Annotated in this window: 19 protein-coding genes; 10 read left to right on the forward strand and 9 right to left on the reverse strand. The window is 66.4% G+C overall.

Annotated elements, in window-relative coordinates; all coding sequences use genetic code 11:
- Nucleotides 1-60 precede the first annotated feature (60 nt).
- The gene (locus tag B3098_RS23055) at nt 61-825 is read left to right on the forward strand and encodes an IclR family transcriptional regulator (RefSeq protein ID WP_175124223.1); all 765 of its coding nucleotides are present in this window, start codon (nt 61-63) and stop codon (nt 823-825) included.
- On the opposite strand, the gene B3098_RS23060 is transcribed toward B3098_RS23055, so the two are convergent.
- Together B3098_RS23060 and B3098_RS23065 are read right to left on the reverse strand one after the other, a co-directional pair.
- Nucleotides 734-2,383, reverse strand: a complete 1,650-nt coding sequence (locus tag B3098_RS23060; protein ID WP_286899169.1) for an FAD/NAD(P)-binding protein — start codon at nt 2,381-2,383, stop codon at nt 734-736. The genes B3098_RS23055 and B3098_RS23060 overlap by 92 nt on opposite strands.
- A complete protein-coding gene (locus B3098_RS23065; RefSeq protein WP_286899170.1) occupies nt 2,380-3,348 on the reverse strand; it encodes a Bug family tripartite tricarboxylate transporter substrate binding protein in 969 nt (322 codons plus the stop codon). The genes B3098_RS23060 and B3098_RS23065 overlap by 4 nt, the downstream gene beginning before the upstream one ends.
- A gap of 312 nt (nt 3,349-3,660) precedes the next feature.
- Here B3098_RS23065 and B3098_RS23070 point away from each other — a divergent pair, with 312 nt between their 5' ends.
- The 5 genes from B3098_RS23070 to B3098_RS23090 are packed head-to-tail and all read left to right on the forward strand — an operon-like array spanning nt 3,661 to nt 8,682.
- Nucleotides 3,661-4,830, forward strand: coding sequence for a CaiB/BaiF CoA transferase family protein (locus B3098_RS23070; RefSeq protein ID WP_239215730.1), 1,170 nt, complete (start codon nt 3,661-3,663; stop codon nt 4,828-4,830).
- Nucleotides 4,827-5,546, forward strand: coding sequence for an enoyl-CoA hydratase/isomerase family protein (locus tag B3098_RS23075; RefSeq protein WP_279975936.1), 720 nt, complete (start codon nt 4,827-4,829; stop codon nt 5,544-5,546). The genes B3098_RS23070 and B3098_RS23075 overlap by 4 nt, the downstream gene beginning before the upstream one ends.
- 28 nt (nt 5,547-5,574) lie before the next feature.
- The gene (locus B3098_RS23080) at nt 5,575-6,408 is read left to right on the forward strand and encodes a CoA transferase subunit A (protein WP_286899173.1); all 834 of its coding nucleotides are present in this window, start codon (nt 5,575-5,577) and stop codon (nt 6,406-6,408) included.
- Nucleotides 6,401-7,135: a CoA-transferase subunit beta gene (locus tag B3098_RS23085; RefSeq protein WP_286899175.1), complete on the forward strand. Its 735-nt coding sequence runs from the start codon at nt 6,401-6,403 to the stop codon at nt 7,133-7,135. Before B3098_RS23080 ends, B3098_RS23085 begins: the two co-directional genes overlap by 8 nt.
- Nucleotides 7,136-7,176: 41 nt before the next feature.
- Nucleotides 7,177-8,682, forward strand: coding sequence for a class I adenylate-forming enzyme family protein (locus B3098_RS23090; protein WP_286899178.1), 1,506 nt, complete (start codon nt 7,177-7,179; stop codon nt 8,680-8,682).
- Between the two features lie 53 nt (nt 8,683-8,735).
- Here B3098_RS23090 and B3098_RS23095 read toward each other — a convergent pair whose 3' ends face one another.
- Together B3098_RS23095 and B3098_RS23100 are read right to left on the reverse strand one after the other, a co-directional pair.
- Nucleotides 8,736-9,719: a tripartite tricarboxylate transporter substrate binding protein gene (locus B3098_RS23095; RefSeq protein WP_286899180.1), complete on the reverse strand. Its 984-nt coding sequence runs from the start codon at nt 9,717-9,719 to the stop codon at nt 8,736-8,738.
- A gap of 68 nt (nt 9,720-9,787) precedes the next feature.
- On the reverse strand, nt 9,788-10,657 hold the full coding sequence (locus tag B3098_RS23100; RefSeq protein WP_286899182.1) for a fumarylacetoacetate hydrolase family protein: 870 nt from the start codon (nt 10,655-10,657) through the stop codon (nt 9,788-9,790).
- Nucleotides 10,658-10,853: 196 nt separating this feature from the next.
- Here B3098_RS23100 and B3098_RS23105 point away from each other — a divergent pair, with 196 nt between their 5' ends.
- Nucleotides 10,854-11,522, forward strand: coding sequence for a FadR/GntR family transcriptional regulator (locus B3098_RS23105; RefSeq protein WP_286899183.1), 669 nt, complete (start codon nt 10,854-10,856; stop codon nt 11,520-11,522).
- An 11-nt stretch (nt 11,523-11,533) separates the two neighbouring features.
- Here B3098_RS23105 and B3098_RS23110 read toward each other — a convergent pair whose 3' ends face one another.
- A complete protein-coding gene (locus B3098_RS23110; RefSeq protein WP_286899184.1) occupies nt 11,534-12,421 on the reverse strand; it encodes a LysR family transcriptional regulator in 888 nt (295 codons plus the stop codon).
- Between the two features lie 204 nt (nt 12,422-12,625).
- Here B3098_RS23110 and B3098_RS23115 point away from each other — a divergent pair, with 204 nt between their 5' ends.
- Genes B3098_RS23115 through B3098_RS23125 form a run of 3 tightly spaced genes read left to right on the forward strand, consistent with a single transcriptional unit; the run spans nt 12,626 to nt 14,385 of the window.
- The gene (locus B3098_RS23115; RefSeq protein WP_056563450.1) at nt 12,626-13,105 is read left to right on the forward strand and encodes a carboxymuconolactone decarboxylase family protein; all 480 of its coding nucleotides are present in this window, start codon (nt 12,626-12,628) and stop codon (nt 13,103-13,105) included.
- Nucleotides 13,106-13,114: 9 nt separating this feature from the next.
- The gene (locus tag B3098_RS23120; RefSeq protein ID WP_279975932.1) at nt 13,115-13,870 is read left to right on the forward strand and encodes an SDR family oxidoreductase; all 756 of its coding nucleotides are present in this window, start codon (nt 13,115-13,117) and stop codon (nt 13,868-13,870) included.
- 20 nt (nt 13,871-13,890) lie between these two features.
- Entirely contained in the window at nt 13,891-14,385 is a 495-nt protein-coding gene (locus B3098_RS23125; protein WP_286899190.1) for an Ohr family peroxiredoxin, read from the forward strand.
- Between the two features lie 11 nt (nt 14,386-14,396).
- Here B3098_RS23125 and B3098_RS23130 read toward each other — a convergent pair whose 3' ends face one another.
- The 4 genes from B3098_RS23130 to B3098_RS23145 all read right to left on the reverse strand — a co-directional run bounded on the left by B3098_RS23130 (nt 14,397) and on the right by B3098_RS23145 (nt 18,274).
- A complete protein-coding gene (locus B3098_RS23130) occupies nt 14,397-15,398 on the reverse strand; it encodes a LysR family transcriptional regulator (protein ID WP_279975931.1) in 1,002 nt (333 codons plus the stop codon).
- Nucleotides 15,399-15,539: 141 nt separating this feature from the next.
- Nucleotides 15,540-15,974: a cupin domain-containing protein gene (locus B3098_RS23135; protein WP_286899193.1), complete on the reverse strand. Its 435-nt coding sequence runs from the start codon at nt 15,972-15,974 to the stop codon at nt 15,540-15,542.
- A 304-nt stretch (nt 15,975-16,278) separates the two neighbouring features.
- Nucleotides 16,279-17,157, reverse strand: coding sequence for an RNA polymerase sigma-70 factor (locus tag B3098_RS23140; RefSeq protein ID WP_286899194.1), 879 nt, complete (start codon nt 17,155-17,157; stop codon nt 16,279-16,281).
- Nucleotides 17,158-17,272: 115 nt separating this feature from the next.
- Nucleotides 17,273-18,274, reverse strand: a complete 1,002-nt coding sequence (locus tag B3098_RS23145) for a bestrophin family protein (RefSeq protein WP_286899195.1) — start codon at nt 18,272-18,274, stop codon at nt 17,273-17,275.

Raw genomic sequence — 18,274 nt, forward strand, 5'->3', positions numbered from 1 at the left:
GCTGTTCCCGCGGCGTGTCTCGTGCTATGTTCCTGTCCTAAATATTAGGAAAAATCACGAATGGACAAGACGCTGCTTAAAGGGCTGATGGTGCTGGAAGCGGTGACCGATGTGGACAATCCGCCGCGCACCATCGACGCGCTGGCCGCGCGCGTGGGCCTGACCCGCAGCAACACGCATCGCACCCTGCAGACGCTGATTCACGCCGGCTATGTCATCAAGGACGATGACGGCGGCGGATACCGCGGGGCCGTGCGCCTGTTTGAACTGGCGGCGAGGCAGTTGGCGCAACTGGACGTGCGCAAGCTGGCCGCGCCCTACATGCGCACGCTGGCGGACCAGACCGGCGAGACCGTGCACCTGTCGGTGCTGGACGGCTTTGACGTGGTGTACGTGGACAAGATCGACAGCCCGCAACCCATTCGCGCGTACTCCATGGTGGGCGGCCGCGCGCCCGCCTACGCGGTGGCGACCGGCAAGGCGCTCCTGGCCTACCAGCCCGAAGGCTACGTCGAACGCTACGCGGAGCAGATGGTGCGGCACACGCCGTCCACCATCGTGTCCATGCCGCTCTTGAAAGACGAACTGCGTAGAATCGCGCGTGCCGGCTACGCGATCAATCGCGGCGAATGGCGTGAAGGGGTCGGCGGGCTGGCCGTGACCGTGTTCAACAGCCTGGACCAGCCCGTGGCCGCGGTCGGCATCTCCGGGCCGCTGGATCGTCTGAGCGCCGCTAGGATGAAGCAGCTTGCGCCGGATGTGGCGGCCTGTGCGCAGTCCATCTCTCAGGGGATGGGATATCGCCGGGGATTTCTGGATCAGTAGCGGGCGCGGCGCGCAGGGTGGCCGCGATCCGTTCGGCCTGATCGCGCGCCAGCCGGGCATTTACGTCCATGGACGTGGTCCAGAAGTACGTGCCGCCTGCCAGGCTGCCCAGCACCGAGACGCCCGCCACGATATGGCCACCGGCGTTCTTCAGGCAGCCGGTGCCGTAGTCCAGCGCCAGGCCGCCATGCGGATCGGCCTGCGCGTGACCGTCGCGCAGCAACTGGGACACCAGCGGATCGGCCGTGCGCTGCGCGTCCACGGAGAAACTCGTGGCATTGATCAGATACTGGCTTGAGTGTTCGACGTGCGCACCTGCCGTGTGCAGGCGTGTGCGGAACAGGCCGGTGGCCGGATCGTGATCGCACCCGGCAAAGCCGGCGGCAACGTGGAGCTGCTTGGCGCCGAACAATGCCTGCAACTTCAAGGCGTTGCGCATCGGGAAGGTCGCGCGCCTAGCCATCCATAGCGAACGCCAAGTCGACTGGAAGCGGCGCCGTTCGGTGTCCGGCAGCAGATGCCAGATCCGGTCCACCGCCCCATTGGTGGCGGCGGCCACCGCCTGCCACGGACGCGGCGCGGTGGCCGACCGGCGGATTTCATCATCCAAGGCGGCACGCGCGTCGCCGTCGATGCCCAACACATCGTCGTCGTCCAGCGAGCCGTGCAACGCCATCACCTCGTCCCGCAGCGCCTGCCAGATGACGTCCAGCGTCAGCGCGCCGCCGTGCCGAGCCGCCAGTTGGAGCGCGCCGTCGGCGCTCAGCTGTTGCAGCGTGCCGGGCGCGCGGTTGTGCGGACTGCGCACCGATGGCAGCCGCCCGTTGCGCGAGACGCACAGAATGGGGCCGCGGTGGCCGGCCTGCTGCAATGCAGCCACGGCGTCCACGGCGCTCAGGCTGGTGCCGACGACGCACACGGACGCATCGGGCGCGATGGCTTGCGCCAGCGCCGACACCGGATATGGGCTGTTGAAGTAGCCTGCCACGCCATCCAGCGCAGGAAACGCCTGCGAAGGCAGGTTGCCGTTGCACAGCACGACGTGGCGCGCCACGATCGGCGCACACTGATCGGGCTGGACATGCACACGGCCGTCAGGTTGCGGGACCACGCGGTGCACGCGGTCAGGCACATGCGCCAGCGTCACGCCCAGCGTTTCGGCTAGCCGGCGGCAGCGCTCGTAGACCGCGCGCATGTAGGCGCCGAACAGCGGACGCGGCAGGAAGTCGGCAGGGTCGATGGCCGTGACGCCGTAACCGAGCAGCCAGTCCGCATCCTGTTCGCGCAGCCAATCGACGAAGTCCAGCCGATGATCGGAGCGCGCGGACATGTTGCCTGCGGGAATGTTGAGCAGGTTGCTGCGCAGGTCGTCCTGGTACGCGCCGCCCGGACCGGGGTCGGCCTGCGGTTCGAAGATATGGACCGTTGGCGGGCGCGCGGCCGGCGCGGCTTGCAGCGCCAACAGGAACTGATACAGGAAGCTGACGCCAACCGAGCCGCCGCCGACAATGGCGAGTTCGGAGGTGGCCGGCTGGGCCAATGCGGTGGCGCGCGTCATTTCGCCGCCGACAGACGCACCACGTCGGCCCAGCGCGCGACTTCCTGCTTGAGCATCCGGCTGGTGTCGGCGGGCGAGGTGGCGATGGCGTCGGCGCCCAGCTTCAACGCGGCCTGCTGTACGGATTCCATCGCCGCGGCCTTTTGCATGCCGTCCGACAGCTTGTCCACGACCGCGGGCGGTGTGCCGGCCGGCGCAAGCAGGGCATACGTGGTGGCAACCGAATAATCCTTCACCCCCTGTTCCGCCAGCGTCGGCAGGTCGGGCAACGCGGTGGCGCGCTTGGCCGTCGTGACGCCCAGCAGCCGGATCTTGCCGCTGGCGACCTGCGGCAGCAGCGCGGGCAGCGTTTCGATCACCATGTCGATCTGGCCGCCCAGAAGATCCGTAATGGCGGGACCGCTGCCGCGGTAAGGCACGTGCATGAGCCGCGTGCCGGTGACCGCCTGGAAGAGCTCGCCGGCCATGTGCTGCGAAGTGCCGGGTCCGGCTGACCCGAAGGTGATCGATCCGGGTTTGCTCTTGGCCAGCGCGATGAGTTCCTGCACGTTCTTGGCTGGAATCTTGCTGCTGTTCACGGCCACCGCCATCGGCATGCTGGTGGCCATGGACACGCCAACGAATGCCGTGCCGAAGTCGTAGCCCGGCTTGTCGGGCATGGCGGCGTGGATGGCATGGCTGCCGACCGCGCCCATCAGCAGGGTGTAGCCGTCGCCTGCGGAGTTGGCGACAAATTCGGCGCCGATCTCGCCGCCCGCGCCGGCCTTGTTCTCGACGACCACGCTCTGTCCCAGGAAGTCTCCCAGATGCTGCGCATAGATGCGCGCGGCCGCATCGGTTGCGCCGCCCGGCGGAAACGGCACCACCATGCGGACGGGTTTGGTCGGCCAGTTGTCGGCCGATGCGGGGTTGGCCGACAGCGCCAGCACCGTGCTGGCCAGGGCAATACGCCACGACAGTCTCATGCAAGTCTCCTCGGTGGACGGGCCAGCATGCGACGGAGGCGGTTCGCGATTGCGGGGCGCCGGGGCCGCTGCAGTCCTCTTTTGTTAATCCTAAATATTAGGATTGGCGTTTCAATAAATGGTTTACCTAGAATTCCACACGGTGCTATGCTGGTCAACAATTAACCGCGGCACCTAGGGATTGCACTAGGATTCGCCTGGACACCAGCGGCTTTCCCGGGCGCCGCGTCTGGATGATGCCATCGTTGAAGGCCGCGTCTTATACTGTTTTCCGCATCCCAAATATTGAATTTTCATAACGAGAGGTCAGACATGACACCTAGTTCGGCGCTAGCCGGCATTACGGTGCTGGAGATTTGCAACGTCGCGGCGGGACCCTTTTGCGGCATGTTGTTGGCGGACATGGGCGCGGACGTGATCAAGGTGGAGAACCCGGAAGGCGGCGATACGCTGCGCAGCTGGCCGCCCATCTCGGACGGCTACAGCGAGAACTTCGCCTCGCTCAACCGCAACAAGCGGTCGGTGACGTTGAACCTGAAGGACCCCGGCGATCTGGCCTTGGCGCGCGAATTGGCGTTGCGCGCCGACGTGCTCATCGAAAACAACCGGCCGGGCGTGATGGAGCGGCTGGGCCTGGGCTACGTGCAACTGCGCGAGGCCAATCCCCGGCTGGTGTACTGCTCGATCTCGGCGTATGGCCAGTCCGGACCGCGCGCGCAGGAAGGCGGCTTTGACCTGACCATCCAGGCCATGAGCGGCATCATGAGCGTCACCGGCGAGCCCGGCGGCGAACCGGTCAAATGCGGCGTGCCGCTGGCGGACTTTTCCGCGGGACTGTACGGCGCGTTCGCCATCGCATCGGCGCTGCGCGCGGCGCAGGCCAGCGGGCAGGGCACGCACATCGACGTGCCGATGCTGGGCGCCACGCTGGGCATCGCCGCCTTGCAGACGTCCGAATTCTTCGGCAGCGGCAAGGATCCGGTCAAGCTGGGATCGGCCCATCCGCGCAATGCGCCGTATCAGGCGTTTCGCTGCAAGAACGGATACTTCGGCATGGCCGCGGGCAACCAGGCGTTGTGGAAGGCCGTGTGCGCGACGGTGGGGCGTGAAGACCTGCTGGGCGATCCGCGCTTTACCGATACCAGCGCCCGCGCTCGCAATCAGACGGCGCTGCGCGACATCCTGGAAGCGATCTTCGCTGAGCACGAAGCACAGGACTGGCTGGCACGCTTTCGCGCGGCCGGCGTGCCGTGCGCGCCGATCAACACGTATTCGGAGGTGCTGGCCGATCCGCAGGTCGAGCACATGGGCTGGGTGCAGGCGCTGGAGTTGCCGAATGGCGTGCAGACCCGCACGTTTGGCCTGCCGGTGCGGTTTGACGGCGAGACCACGGCGCTGCGCCGCCGGCCGCCCGCGCTGGGCGAGCACAACGACGAGGTGCTGGGACCGCTGCGCGTGTCTGCCAAGGGAGGCAAGCAATGAGCGTTCTGCGTATCGACCGGCAAGGGCCGCGCCACGTGCTGACGCTGGCGCGCCCCGAAAAGATGAATGCGCTGTCGGCCGACCTGGTTGAGGCGCTGATCGCCGCGCTGGACGAGGCCGAGGGCGCACGTGCCCAGGTCATCGTGCTGCAAGGCGAGGGCAAGAACTTCAGCGCGGGCTTTGACTTTGGCGATTGGCAGACGCAGAGCGAAGGCGATCTGCTGCTGCGCTTCGTGCGGATCGAGACGCTGCTGCAGCGGCTGGCGGCCTCGCCGTGCCTGACCGTGGCGCTGGCGCATGGGCGCAATTTCGGCGCGGGCGTGGATGTGTTTGGCGCCTGCAAATGGCGCATCAGCGCGCCGGACGCGACGTTCCGCATGCCCGGGTTGAAGTTTGGCCTGGTGCTGGGCACGCGGCGTTTCGCGTCGCTGGTGGGCGCGGAGCGCGCGCGCACGATTCTGGAACAGGCCGCCACCTTCAACGCCGAAGACGCGTTGCGCGATGGCTTCGTCAGCCGATTGGCCACGACGCAGGAATGGCCGCAGATCGGCGAGGCGGCGCTGGAAACGGCGAGCGCGCTGACCGACGCCAGCCGCACGCAGCTCTACGCGGCCCTGTCGCAGGAGACGCCGGACACGGATCTGGCGCGGCTGGTGCGTTCGGCGGCGGCGCCCGGCCTGAAGGACCGCGTGGCGGCGTATCTGCAGGCGCGCTAGGCGCGTCCCATCAAGCAGGAGGAAGACAATGGCTTCAGGATTCAACCAGAAGAACAAGCAGTGCAGCCTGCAGGAACTGGCGGCGCTGGTGCCCAACGGGGCATCCATCGCGCTGGGCGGCAGCTTCCTGCATCGCGGACCGTTCGCCTTGGTGCGCGAACTGATCCGCCAGGAAAAGCGCGATCTTGAACTGATCAAGCAGTCGCCGGGCTATGACGTGGACATCCTGTGCCGCGCGGGCGTGCTGCGCCGCGTACGCGCGGGCATCGTCGCGATGGAAGGCAACTTCGGGCTGGCGCCGTGGTATCGGCGCGCCGTGGAACGCCACGAGATCGAACTTGAGGAACACGCCTGCGCCAGCCTGACGGCCGGGCTGCGCGCGGCGGCGTTTGGCGTGCCGTTCCAGCCTTGCGGCGGTCTGCATGGCAGCGGTTTGCCGGAGCTGAACGGCTGGAAATGCCTGGACGATCCGTACGGCAGCGGCGAGAAGACCTGGGTGGTGCCGGCGATACGGCCGGACTTCGCCGTGATCCAGGCGTCCGAAGTGGATGCGCTGGGCAACGTGCGCGTGCAGGGCACGGCGCACTGGGACCGCATCATGTCGCGCGCCGCGGGCAGCGTGCTGGTCGTGGCCGAAAAGCAGGTGGACAGCGCCGTGTTCGAGGCGCAGCCCGAGTCCACGCTGGTGCCGTATTTCATGGTGCAAGCCTTCGCGGTCGTGCCGCAGGGCGCGTGGCCGGGTTCGTGCTGGCCCGATTACGCCATCGACTATCCTGCGGTGGAAACCTACATGGACAAGAACAGCGATCTGCGCGCGCATATGGCCGCGGCGCCCGAAGCGCGGGAGGGAAATCATGGCTGAGCAATGGTCGGGCTTTTCGTACATCGTCACCAATTTGGCGCGATTCATCCGTCCTGACGAAATCACCTTCAGCGGCGTGAATTCCACCATGCCGATGCTGGCGTGCCTGCTGGCCAAGCGCGCGTACGACTGGGACTTCGTGTACATCAACGTGGCGGGCGGCGTGAACCCGCGGCCGTCGCACATTCCGTTGTCCAGTTCGGATCCGGTGCTGGCCGAGCACACCGCGTCGATCTTTTCCAACGAAGATTTCTACGACCTGTGCACGCGCGGCCGCATGGACCTGACCTTTCTGGGCGCCGCGCAGATCGACGGGGCGGGCTGCGCCAACAACTCGTGCATTGGCGACTGGCATGAACCCAAGGTTCGGCTGCCCGGCGGGGGCGGCGGGGCGGTGATGCTGCCCACGGCCAAGCGCGCCTGCACCTGGCGCACCGAGCATTCGCGCCGCACGTTCGTGCCCAAGCTGGACTTCATGACGTCGTGGGGCGGTTTTCATGGCGTGGTGACGCCGATTGCGGTGTTCATCAAGCGCGACGGCCGGCTGGCCCTGCAGTCGTGGCATCCGCAGTCCAGCCTGTCTGAAGTACGCGAACGCACCGGCTTCGAGTTCGACGCCAGCGGCGCGGGCCCGACCGAACCGCCGACCGAGCAGGAGGCGCGCGCCTTGCGCGAGCTGGATGCCGACGGACAGTTCGAACGCGACGCCGCCGTCGCATTGCGCTGACAGCGCCACGCATCAACGAGCCCGGTACAGGGGGAGTAATCATGACGATTGCCGATGCCACGATCGTGGCGGCGTTTGCGCGCTTGTGGGACCAGCCGGAATGGGCAGCGCGCCCCGCGCTGGTGACCGCCGAGGAAACGGTCAGCTACGCGGACCTGCGCCGCCGCGTGGGACAGGCGGCGGGTGGCCTGCGCGCCGCCGGCGTCGCGCCGGGCGATTACGTCGGCGTGGCGATGGAGCGCTCGCTGGCGCAGGTGGTTTCCCTATTGGGCGTCATGGCGGCGGGCGCTTGTCCGTGTCCGCTCGAGCCGCGGCTGTCGGTCGAGGAAACCGCGCGGCGCGTGGCGGCGGTGGGCTTGACGTGGATGCTGGCGGACGCCGACAACGCCGCCACGGCCAGCGCCTGCGGCCTGCCGGAAGCGCGTGTGCTGGATGCCGCCAAGGTGGCGTCGAATGTGGCGTCGAATACCCCGGACTGGGCGGGCGCGGACATTGCGCCGCAGGCGCCGGGGCTGCTGCTCTTCACGTCGGGCAGCACGGGCAATCCGAAGGGTGTGCTGCTTTCCCATCAAGGCCTGGTCAACAACGCGCGCGGCGTGCTGGCGCACACGGGGCTGACGCCTTCGGATCGCCTGCTGCACGTCATGCCGCTGCATCACACCAATGCGCTGAACAACCAGATCTTCACGCCGCTGTTGGCCGGCGCCAGTGTGGCGCTGGCCGGCCGGTTCCGCGCGCAGGACATGCCCGGTCTGCTGGACGCTTTCAGGCCCACGATCATCACCGGCGTGCCGACGATGTATGCGCGCATGCTGGAACTGACGTTCGATCCGGACAGCCTCGCCGGGTTGCGTTTTGCGCGGTGCGGATCGGCGCCCATCACCGAAGCCTTGCATCGGCGGATCGAAGCCTTTCTTGGGTGTCCGCTGGTTGTGTCGTACGGGCTGTCAGAGGCCACGTGCACATCCACAATGAATCCGCCGGACGCGCGGCGCGTGGGATCGGTCGGGACGGTGCTGCAAGGACAGGACGTAACCCTGCGCTTGCCCGATGGCAGCGTGGCGCCGGCCGGCGCGGAAGGAGAGATCTGCATCGCGGGCGACAGCCTGATGCTGGGCTATCTGGGCGTGGATAGCGCAGACGCGGGTGCACCCACGCTGCTGCGCACCGGCGACCTGGGCCGCTTCGACGCGCAGGGCTACCTGACCATCACCGGCCGCATCAGGGACGTGATCATCCGGGGCGGCGAGAACATCTCGCCCGCGCTGATCGAAGGCGTGGTCACCGGAATGCCGGGCGTCGCGGCCTGCTGCGTGGTGGGGGCGCCGGACGATGATCTGGGCGAGACGCCGGTGATCTTCGTGCAACGCAATGGCGAAACCGCGCCGGATGCGGCCGCGATACAGGCCGAGGTGCTGGCGCGGCTGGGCCGGATCTATGTGCCGCGCGACGTCTGCTGGATCGACCGGCTGCCCGAGAACGCGGTGGGCAAGGTGGACCGCAAGGCGCTGGCGCGCCAGGCGGCGACGCGGGAGACGGTGCAGTAAACGCGAAAGGGGGGCGCGATGCCCCCTTTGCGTGTGCATGGCTCAAGCGTCAGTCATTCGACCTTGCCGATCCGCTTGACGGCCACTTCCAACGAGGCCGAGTCCTTTTTCCAGTAATCGTCGAATGCCGGCGCGTCCAGGTACTGCACGGGGCTGCCGGTGCCCGCAATGCGCGCCTGCACGGCCGGGTCGGCCGCAATCTGCTTGACGGCCTGGCGCAGCTTGTCGATGACAGCGGGCGGGGTGCCGGCCAGCGCGAACACGCCGGACCACTGCACGAAGCTGGCGTCGTAGCCCTTGGACGTCAGCGACGGCACGTCGGGCAGGCTGTCCAGCTTGCCGTCGCCCCAATGCGCCAGCGGCCGCACGCGACCAGCCTGGATCAGCTGCATGACGCTGGACGGACCGGTTGCCAGCGCGTCGACCTGGCCGCCGACGAGCGCCTGCACCGCGGGACCTGCGCCCGTGAACGGCACGTGCATCATCTTGACGCCCGCGGCGTTCTGCAGCATTTCCATCGGCACGTGCATCGTGCCGTAGATGCCCGAACTGCCGTAGCTCAGCTTGCCACCCTGTTTTATAGCGGCGTCGATGAACTCGTCCAGCGTCTTGTATGGCGCATCCGCGCGCACGACCAGCACTGTCGGATCGGCCGTGATGCGGGCGATCGGCACGAACTGGTCGAGCTGATAGGCCGGCTTGCGTTCCAGCAGGCGGTCTGCGGCGGGCAGGATGGAGATCGACGACAGGCTCAGCAACAGCGTGTAGCCGTCGGGCTTGGCGCGGCCCGCCTGGCCAATGCCGATGGCGCCGCCCGCGCCGCCCTTGTTTTCGATGACGATGGGCTGGCCCAGCTTGTCGCCCAGGGCCTGCGCCAGCGGCCGGGCGATGGTGTCCGCGACGCCGCCGGGCGGGAAGGGCACCACCATCGTGACGGGCCGCTCGGGATACCCGGCAGCCATCGCGGCCGTGGCCCCGAGGCATAGCAAGGCGGCCGCGGCCGCCCGTCTGGCTACATGCTTGCAGCGCAGGTTCATGTCTCACTCCTTAGGTTTTTTGCTGCGCGGCGCCGGTTTCTTGTGACCGGCGCTCGTTTACGCGGGCGTCAGACGAATCGGTTTTCGATGCGTCCAATGCCGTCGATTTCGATCCGGACGACGTCTCCGTGCTTGAGGAACTGCGGCGGGTTCAGGCCCTGGCCCACGCCAGCGGGCGTGCCGGTGGCGATGACGTCGCCGGGGTACAGGGTGATGCCGCGCGAGCAGGTCTCGATCAGCGTGGGGATGTCGAAGATCAGGTCTTCCGTGTTGCCGTCCTGGCGCAGTTCGCCATTGACCCAGCAGCGCACACGCGTCCGGCGGCCGTCCAGCTCGTCGGCGGTGACCAGCCACGGACCCATGGGGCAGAAAGTATCGAACGACTTGCCCAGGTCCCACTGTTGGTGGCGCATCTGCACGTCGCGCGCGGTGACGTCATTGACGACGGTGTAGGCAATGACGTGGCTCATGGCTTCGGCGCGCGAAATGTTGCGGCCGCCTTTGCCGATGACGACGGCCAGTTCGGCCTCGTAGTCGATCTTGTCGGAAATGCCCGTGGGCAGCGTCACGTCGGACCAGGGGCCGACCACGGTCTGCGGCACCTTGGTGAAAACGATGGGCCAGGATTCCGGATTGGCGTTGTTGTCCTTGAACACGGAATCGCGCAGTTCCTTGGCATGCGCGTGGTAGTTGCGGCCGACGCAGAACAGGTTGCGCGGCTGCGCGGGCAGGGGCGCTTCGTGCTCGACCTGATCCCAGCGATAGGCCGGACCCGTTTGCGCGGGTAGGGCGCGGCCCTCGGCCAGCCATTGCACCGCCGTCAGCGCGCCGGCTGCCGCAAGTTGCGGCGGGAAGTCCAGCGCGGTGACCGTGCCGCCATCATCCGACACCACGCCCACGCGCCGCTCGCCATTGATTCGAAATACCGCGATTTTCATGCTTGCTCCTACGGCGGCCGGGGCCGCCCGTGATGACATACCAAAAGATACCAATTGGCCGATTCTCAGGCCCAATTGCTAGTGTTGGGCAGGATAAACCAAAATTGTTCCCAGGCGAATTGGTTAATTCGCGGACGGGAAAGAATTTATTGGTCTGTTTTGGTATCATTTGCGGCGTCATCATCCGGGGACATCTATGGACAAAGCCTCCGCCATGCGGGCGGTCATCATCGAAAACCTGCAGTCGGGCGAATGGGCGCCGGGCCACCGCCTGCCGACCGAACGCGCGTTGAGCGAGCAATTCGGCATCAGCCGGTCAACCGTGCGCCGAACGCTGACGCAATTGAAGGAAGAGGGCCTGATTTCGCAGCGCGTGGGCAGCGGCACCTACGCCAACCCGCCCTCGGCGCTGGCGCAGACCGAGGCGCTGCTGCGCGGTGAGGTGCTGTCCACCAGTCCGGCCGAACTGATGGCGGCGCGGCTGGTGCTGGAGCCGGCCATCGCGGCGCTGGTCGTGCAGCACGGCACGCCGGCGGATTTTGCCGCGATGCAGAACGCTTGTGATGAAGCGGAGGCCGCGGCCAGCTTTGAACAATTCGAAGTCTGGGACGCGAAACTGCACGAACTGATGGCCACGGCCACGCACAACCTCTTCATCGAAAAGGTGTTTGCGCTGATGACCGCGGCGCGCTCACAGGCGACGTGGGGCGCACTCAAGCGCAAAAGCCTGACGCCCGAGCGGCGCGCGGCGTATCAGGTCGAGCATCGCGAGATCGTCGAGGCGCTGCAAGACCGCGACGCGGACCGCGCCATGGCGGCCGTGCGGCGGCATCTGGTGCACGTCAGGGAGAATCTGCTGGGGTAAGGGGGCAGGGACTAATTCACCCGCAAATGCCGTTGCAGCGTATCCAGGAACACCTTGGCCCGCGCCGGCGTCACGCGATTGTCGGATAGGGCGTAGATGGTGGCCGGCGGCAGTTTCCAATCGGGCAGGATCTGTTCCAGCGCCAGTTCCCGCAGCGTTTGCGACAGCGCCTGATGGCTGGGCATCCAGGCGATCCCCAGTCCCGCGGTGGCCAGCTGCACGCCCAGCGCCGCACTGTTGGTGCCGATGTGGGTCGGTCCGCAAACATTCAGCAGGCTTTCGCCTTCCCCCAGCGTCCAGTCCGGCAGGCCGCCCGTGACGATGCGCTCGTGCAGGCCCAGGTCTTCCGGGCAGGTCGGACGCCCGAAGCGGTCCAGATAGCTGCGGGCCGCCACGAGAATCCATTGCACCTGCGCCACGTGCTTCTGGATCAGCGCGGAATCCTCGAGCTCTCCCGTGCGCAGCATCAGGTCGAAGGGATGGCCGCTGCGGGCGGCGCCGGCCGAGCCTAGCTCCACCTCGAACGAGATCTGCGGATAGGTTTCGCGCAGTTCCTTCAGCACCGCCGGCAGGATCATGGTCAGACCCGGCATCACCGACACGCGCAGAGTGCCGGCCAGATGATTAAGGCCGGAATGGATGCTTTCGTGCGCGGACAGGGCGGCTTGGACATGCGTCGCGCATTGGTCGAAGTACTGCTGGCCGATCGCGGTCAGGCTGACGCTGCGGGTGGTGCGGTTCAGCAGTTTGTACCCCAGCGTCTGCTCCAACTGCGTCAGGCGCCGGGACAGCGTAGCCACGGGCGGGCCGAGTTCGGCGGCGGTGGCGGACAGCTTGCCGCGCTTGGCGACTTCCACGAAGTAATGGATGTCCTGCATCGAGATAACGTTTCTGTTCATGATGATTTCCGGGCGCGAGCCTTGATTGCCTGGGTATTTTCGGGGTGATCGCGCGGGGCGATTGTTGTCATTGCGGCAACATCGTGGTCCCTGCGCCGGGGCTACTGCCGCGCTGCGCGCCGGCCTACGATTTGGGCGTCGAACAAGCCAGCGCAAATCCCGATAACCCCATCGGGGCAGCCCCCAACCCACCCAGGAGTCACCATGAGCCAACGTCTCAACGCCTTTGCCCAGTCGCCCGAACTGTTCAAGAAATTTGTCGAATTCAGCATGCTGGCCAAGGCCGGCGCGATCGAGGAGTCCATCCTGACCCTGGTCGACATTCGCGCCTCGCAGATCAATGGCTGCGCCTTCTGCCTGGACATGCACATCAAGCAGGCCAAGATTGCGGGCGAACGCGAACTGCGCCTGCATCACGTCGCCATCTGGCGCGAATCGAACCAGTTCTCGGCGCGCGAACGTGCATGCCTGGCCTGGACCGAAGCGCTGACCACGCTGGGCGTGCACGGCGTGCCGACCGAGGTGTACGAGCGCGTGCGCGGTGAACTGTCCGAAAAGGAAATCTCGGACCTCAGCTTTGCCATCATGGCCATCAACGGCTGGAACCGCCTGAACGTGGGCTTCCAGACGGTGCCGGGCTCCGCCGACAAGGCATATGGGCTGGACAAGGCCCAATTCAATTAAGGAACGATCATGAAAATCCTCGTCATCGGCGGCACGGGCCTGATCGGCTCCAAGCTCGTCAAGCTGCTTACGGAACGCGGTCATGAGGCCATCGCCGCTTCGCCCGCGACCGGCGTGAACACCATCACGGGCGAAGGCCTGGATGCGGCCCTGGCCGGCGTTGACGTGGTGGTCGACGTCGCCAACTCGCCGTCCTTCGAAGACAAGGCCGTGCTGGAATTCTTCCAGACCTCGGGCCGCAACCTGCTGGCCGCCGAGAAGCGCGCCGGCGTGCGCCATCACGTCGCGCTGTCGGTCGTCGGCACACGCCGCCTGGCCGAAAGCGGTTACTTCCGCGGCAAGATCGCGCAAGAAGACCTGATCGAAGCCGCCGGCATGCCGTACACCATCGTCCACAGCACGCAGTTCTTTGAGTTCCTGGGCGGCATCGTGCAGTCGGGCACGCAGGGCGAGGAAGTGCGGCTGTCGTCCGCCTTCGTGCAGCCCATCGCGTCCGACGACGTGGCGCTCGCCATGGCCGACGCCACGTTGGGCGCGCCCGTGAACGGCATCGTGGAGACCGCCGGTCCCGAAAAGGTCAGGCTGTCGGAACTGGCGCAACGGTACATGGGTAGAATCGGGGACACTCGCACCGTGCAGGCGGACGCCGGCGTGCGCTACTTTGGCGCGCTGCTCGACGACGACACGCTGGTGCCGGGATCCGGCCCCCGCCTGGGCAAGATCGACTTCGAAACCTGGTTCAGCCGTTCGGGCGCAAGAAAGTAGCGGCGGGCACAAGGACCCACATGAGCAAACTGCGGCCTCCTCCCCAAAGCCTCCTGGACAAGTACCGGGGCGGCGCCTTCCGTCCCCTGTACACCACCAGCGTGACGGTGCGCGGCGGGGAGGCCGCGCACGGGCGCGCCTCAGGCATTGCCATCTCGGACGATGGCGAACTGATCGTGGAATTGCGGCTTCCGGTGGAGCTGGGCGGCACGGGCGGGGGCACCAACCCCGAACAGCTGTTTGCCGCCGGCTATGCGGCGTGTTTCCATGGCGCGCTGAGCATGCTGGCCGAGCGGTCGGGCCTGTCGATTCCCGAAGCCTCGGTCACGGCCACCATTTCGTTCGGACGAGATCCGGTCGATGGCTTGTTTGCGCTGACCGCGGATGTCAACATCCACCTGCCCGGCCTGGAGAAGGCCCTTGCCGAAGAACTGGTGCGCAATACGGAACGCCTCTGTCCGTATTCCAAGATGGCGCAGGGCGGCATTGAAAGCGTGGTCGCGCTGACGCAGTAGCGCGGCCCTCTTCACGCCTGCTTCGCCAGCAGGCTGTCCAATATCTGCAGGTCCATTGCGCGGATGTGTTCGGTCATGTAATCGATGAACACGCGCATGCGCGCCGGCAAGTGCTGGCGGCTCAGAAAACACAGGTAATGGCCGCGGTCCTCGGGCGCATATTGCGGCAGGCAGGCGACCAGCGTGCCGGCGCGCAGGTGGTCGCAGACCTGATAAGCGGCCATCTGCGCAATGCCGTGACCATCCAGCACCGATTGCAGCACCAGGTCGGCATCGTTGAATGTCAGCATGCCCGGCGGCGCCACCTTGCGCAGTTGGCCCGCCACCTTGAATTCCCACTCGAAAACGCGGCCCGACGCCAGCTTGAAGTTCACGCAGGCATGGTCGGCGATGTCGTCGACGCTGGTGGGCAGGCCGTGCGCGGCGGCATAGGCGGGCGAGGCGCACAGCAACATCTGCATCGGGATGATCTTTTTGGCGATCACCTGACTGTCTTCCATGCGGCCGTTGCGGAAGGAGACGTCGACCCGGTCGGTGGTGAAGTCGGTGGGGCCGTCATCCAGCAGCAGCTCGACCGAGATGCCGGGATTGGCCTCACGAAATCCCATGAGCAGCGGGGCAACGACCTTGCGGCCGAAGCCCACGGTGGCGCACACCCGAAGCTGGCCCGACGGCGGGCCTTCGCGCAGATCGCGCATGTCGTCCAGGGCCTGGATGATGCGCTCGACGCCGGGGTGGCATTGTTCGTAAAAACGCTGGCCCTCGGGCGTGAGCGAGGTGCTGCGCGTGGTGCGCACGAAGAGGCGGGTGCCAAGCTGGTCTTCGAGCTTCTGGACGCTGCGGCTGACGGCCGAGCGGCCGATGCCGAGCCGGTCGCCCGCCTTGGCAAAGTTGCCCTCGGCGGCGACGGCAATGAAAGCCATGACACCGGCATAGCTGGTGGCAAAGCTGTCGGCCAGGGAATCCGGTCCGTTCGAAGGGGTGTCGGAGGAGGGAGGGTAGGGTGTCGACATGGTGGCGGCGCCGCAAGTGGGTTGATCCTACAGCTAAGACGGCGCGCGCCGCAATCTTGTGACATCGGGCGCAAAAAAAGAAGGCCTTCCGCTTTGGGAAGGCCTGCTGGCGTTCTGAAGGGCGGGGTCCGCCCGGCGTCCCTATTTGACTGGTGTCAGAGCGGGCGCGCCTTGCTTCTTGATGAGGACGACCACGAACTTGGCCGGCTCGGTCTGGCTGGCGTTGCGGCCGACGGTGTGGATGTCGTCGGGACCTTCATAGAAGGTCTGGCCGGGCTTGAGCGTGACTTCCTTGCCGCCCTTGACCTGCATGACGATCGTGCCTTCCAGGACGTAGACGAAGGCGGAGGCGTCGTGGCGGTGGACGGGGTCGGCGCCGCCAGGCGGGTAGTCGACGACGAGCATCAGGGCTTCCTTGCCGGCGATGTCGGGCAGGGCCTTTGTCATTACTTCGGTGACGATGGGGTCGGTTGGCTTGGGCGTGGTCTGGGCGTGATGGGAGGCGGCTTGGGTGGGCTGGCTGAGCAACGTCGCTGTGGCGATGAAGGGTAAGAGGAATTTCGTGAGCTTTGACATGGTTTGTCCTTTGAGGGGTGACGGGTCCATCGTAGGTTTGGTGGGGGTGGGGCGGTAGGTCCGTATAGGGGATCACGGTGTTGCCTGTCAGGCACCAACGTTCTTGGGTCGCACGACGCTGCGGTTACCGTAGTCGCAGTAGGTCGCCCGACGCCGTGGTCACCGGGGAGGCGATCGCCCACACTCGGAGCCCCGCCCACCCCAGGCCCACGCCGCGCCGGGCGTCTAAAGAACTCAACCGCGCCCCAAACTCCAGCCAGACACCACGCAACCAACAACTCCGAAAACCCGCAAATCGCGCCGATCAGGCACGCTTGAGATCCGCAGCAATACGAGCCAGCTTATCCGGATTCCGTTGCACCAGCACCCGCGTCAACCGCTCGCCATCGGTCTCGTAAGACTGCACGGATTCCAGCTCGCCATCGATGAAGCGCAGTAAGGTCCATTGCCCGTTCACCTGCACCACCTCGACGTCCAGCGCATCGCGATAGCGACGCTTGCCCGCATAAAAAAGCTGCGCCAGTCGCTTGCCGCCCACCAGGCTGGCAAACGCCGTGACCTTGTCGCCGCCGTCGCCGATGAGCTCGGCATCGTCGCTCAGCAACGCAAGCAGCCCATTGAAATCACTGCGCTGCATCGCATCCGCAAACGCCTGCAACAGACGCTGCAGCGTTGCCCGCGGCACGGCTTCGCGTGGTGCGCCCTGGCGCAGTTGCTGCCGCGCCCGCCGTACCATCTGGCGGATGGCGGCCGGGTTCTTGTCCAGCGTTTGTGCGATGTCCTCGTAGTCCGTGTCGAACACATCGCGCATCAGAAACGCCGCGCGGGCATCTGGCGACAGTCGTTCCAGCATGTACAGAAACGCCACCGAAACGTCGTCCGCCATCTCGTGGATCTGCTCCGGCGTCGACGGCGCGGCCATCAGCATCGGTTCGGGTAGCCAGACGCCCGCGTAGTTTTCGCGCTCGGCCTTGGCGGCGCGCAGGCGGTCGATGGACAGGCGAGTCGTGGCAGTGACGAGCCAGGCCTCCGGGTTCTGAATGCAGGCGCGGTCCGCGCCGTGCCAGCGCAGCCAGGCTTCCTGCACCACGTCTTCGGCCTCGGCCACGGCGCCCAGCATCCGGTAGGCGATGGCGTAAAGGCGGGAACGGTGCTGGTCGAAGAGGGCGACAGAGTCGGTCATGGAGGGGGCCAGCGCCGGGACGAGGGGGGAGGGAGGCAGGTATTTTGCCGCAGGGGCCTGCCTGCGACAAGCGCGCGGGACGTCCATGGCGGTCTCCCATTTTGAGCCGCGAGAGCTACAGCACGATGTCATTCGTACACAGCGGCGGCAGCGCCGTGGCGCCGCGCATCTGCCTCAGGTCCCGTTCCACCATCGTGCTCAACTGGCTGATCGGCACGTCGTTGGCATTGCCTTCGAACGGATTTTCGGTGCTCTGGCCCACCTGTTCCAGCGAGGTGTAGATCCACGAAATGATGACGCTGAAGGGCGCGGCCAGCCACGCCATCTGGCCCTGCATGAAGCCGCCCGCAGCGTCGCCGATCAGGTCGAACTGCGCGGTCAGGCCAAAAGGCAGCTCCACGCAGAACGCGCGCACGAAAAGCGTGTTGATGATCGCGTACTGGCGCGGATACGGAAAATCCTTGATGCGTTCGGCCTGCCCTTGCAGGTCGAGCAGGTCGCGCAGTCGCCCGTTCAAATCAGCGTATTCCGACGCCGTGATCGCGCCCTCGTCCAGCAGTTGCCTGGCCGCGCGGGCTTGCCCATCCAGCAGTTGCACCGCCTTGTTGTCTGCCGTCGCCAAGGCTGAGATTTCCGCTTCGGGCAGGTAACGGGCCAGCGCGGAATCAAGCGGCATGCGGCGCTCGGGGATCACGTAGCGCTTGCCGTATTCCGCATTCGGCCGGTTCTGCATGGACTCCCAGACCCGGGGCGCGCGAAGCTGATAACGCAGGGCCGTCAGCCACGCCAGATGCCGGTCGACCAGCCCTGCGGCGCGCCCGGCGTCACCCGCATAGTGGCCGCACAGCATGCCCCACGCGCGGCTGGCGCTGACGATGCCCATCCAGATCTTCTGCGCCTCCACTGTGCGCGTGTACGTCTGCACATTCTTGAAGCCCACGACGAATGTCGTTGCCGTTCCCAGCAGCGTTACCACCGACAGCGGTAGCGTCAGCCATTTCATGCCCGCCACCTGGTACAGCAGCACGGGCGCGAGGCTGAGGGCGGCGAGGCCATAGATGGTCCGGCGCGTCCAGACCACAAATTCGCACAGGCGATAGGATTTTCCGAGGTGCAT

The sequence above is a fragment of the Achromobacter sp. UBA2119 genome (assembly GCF_002331005.1).
Taxonomy (GTDB): domain Bacteria; phylum Pseudomonadota; class Gammaproteobacteria; order Burkholderiales; family Burkholderiaceae_B; genus Achromobacter; species Achromobacter animicus.

Bases quoted from the DNA above. Each gene is read 5' to 3' on its own strand.
- B3098_RS23065 (WP_286899170.1), bottom strand. From the start codon at position 3,348: ATGAGACTGTCGTGGCGTATTGCCCTGGCCAGCACGGTGCTGGCGCTG.
- B3098_RS23085 (WP_286899175.1), top strand. From the start codon at position 6,401: ATGGCTGAGCAATGGTCGGGCTTTTCGTACATCGTCACCAATTTGGCG.
- B3098_RS23060 (WP_286899169.1), bottom strand. From the start codon at position 2,383: ATGACGCGCGCCACCGCATTGGCCCAGCCGGCCACCTCCGAACTCGCC.
- B3098_RS23080 (WP_286899173.1), top strand. From the start codon at position 5,575: ATGGCTTCAGGATTCAACCAGAAGAACAAGCAGTGCAGCCTGCAGGAA.
- B3098_RS23090 (WP_286899178.1), top strand. From the start codon at position 7,177: ATGACGATTGCCGATGCCACGATCGTGGCGGCGTTTGCGCGCTTGTGG.
- B3098_RS23135 (WP_286899193.1), bottom strand. From the start codon at position 15,974: ATGTCAAAGCTCACGAAATTCCTCTTACCCTTCATCGCCACAGCGACG.
- B3098_RS23125 (WP_286899190.1), top strand. From the start codon at position 13,891: ATGAGCAAACTGCGGCCTCCTCCCCAAAGCCTCCTGGACAAGTACCGG.
- B3098_RS23105 (WP_286899183.1), top strand. From the start codon at position 10,854: ATGGACAAAGCCTCCGCCATGCGGGCGGTCATCATCGAAAACCTGCAG.
- B3098_RS23110 (WP_286899184.1), bottom strand. From the start codon at position 12,421: ATGAACAGAAACGTTATCTCGATGCAGGACATCCATTACTTCGTGGAA.
- B3098_RS23140 (WP_286899194.1), bottom strand. From the start codon at position 17,157: ATGACCGACTCTGTCGCCCTCTTCGACCAGCACCGTTCCCGCCTTTAC.
- B3098_RS23130 (WP_279975931.1), bottom strand. From the start codon at position 15,398: ATGTCGACACCCTACCCTCCCTCCTCCGACACCCCTTCGAACGGACCG.
- B3098_RS23055 (WP_175124223.1), top strand. From the start codon at position 61: ATGGACAAGACGCTGCTTAAAGGGCTGATGGTGCTGGAAGCGGTGACC.
- B3098_RS23095 (WP_286899180.1), bottom strand. From the start codon at position 9,719: ATGAACCTGCGCTGCAAGCATGTAGCCAGACGGGCGGCCGCGGCCGCC.
- B3098_RS23100 (WP_286899182.1), bottom strand. From the start codon at position 10,657: ATGAAAATCGCGGTATTTCGAATCAATGGCGAGCGGCGCGTGGGCGTG.
- B3098_RS23115 (WP_056563450.1), top strand. From the start codon at position 12,626: ATGAGCCAACGTCTCAACGCCTTTGCCCAGTCGCCCGAACTGTTCAAG.
- B3098_RS23145 (WP_286899195.1), bottom strand. From the start codon at position 18,274: ATGCACCTCGGAAAATCCTATCGCCTGTGCGAATTTGTGGTCTGGACG.
- B3098_RS23070 (WP_239215730.1), top strand. From the start codon at position 3,661: ATGACACCTAGTTCGGCGCTAGCCGGCATTACGGTGCTGGAGATTTGC.
- B3098_RS23075 (WP_279975936.1), top strand. From the start codon at position 4,827: ATGAGCGTTCTGCGTATCGACCGGCAAGGGCCGCGCCACGTGCTGACG.
- B3098_RS23120 (WP_279975932.1), top strand. From the start codon at position 13,115: ATGAAAATCCTCGTCATCGGCGGCACGGGCCTGATCGGCTCCAAGCTC.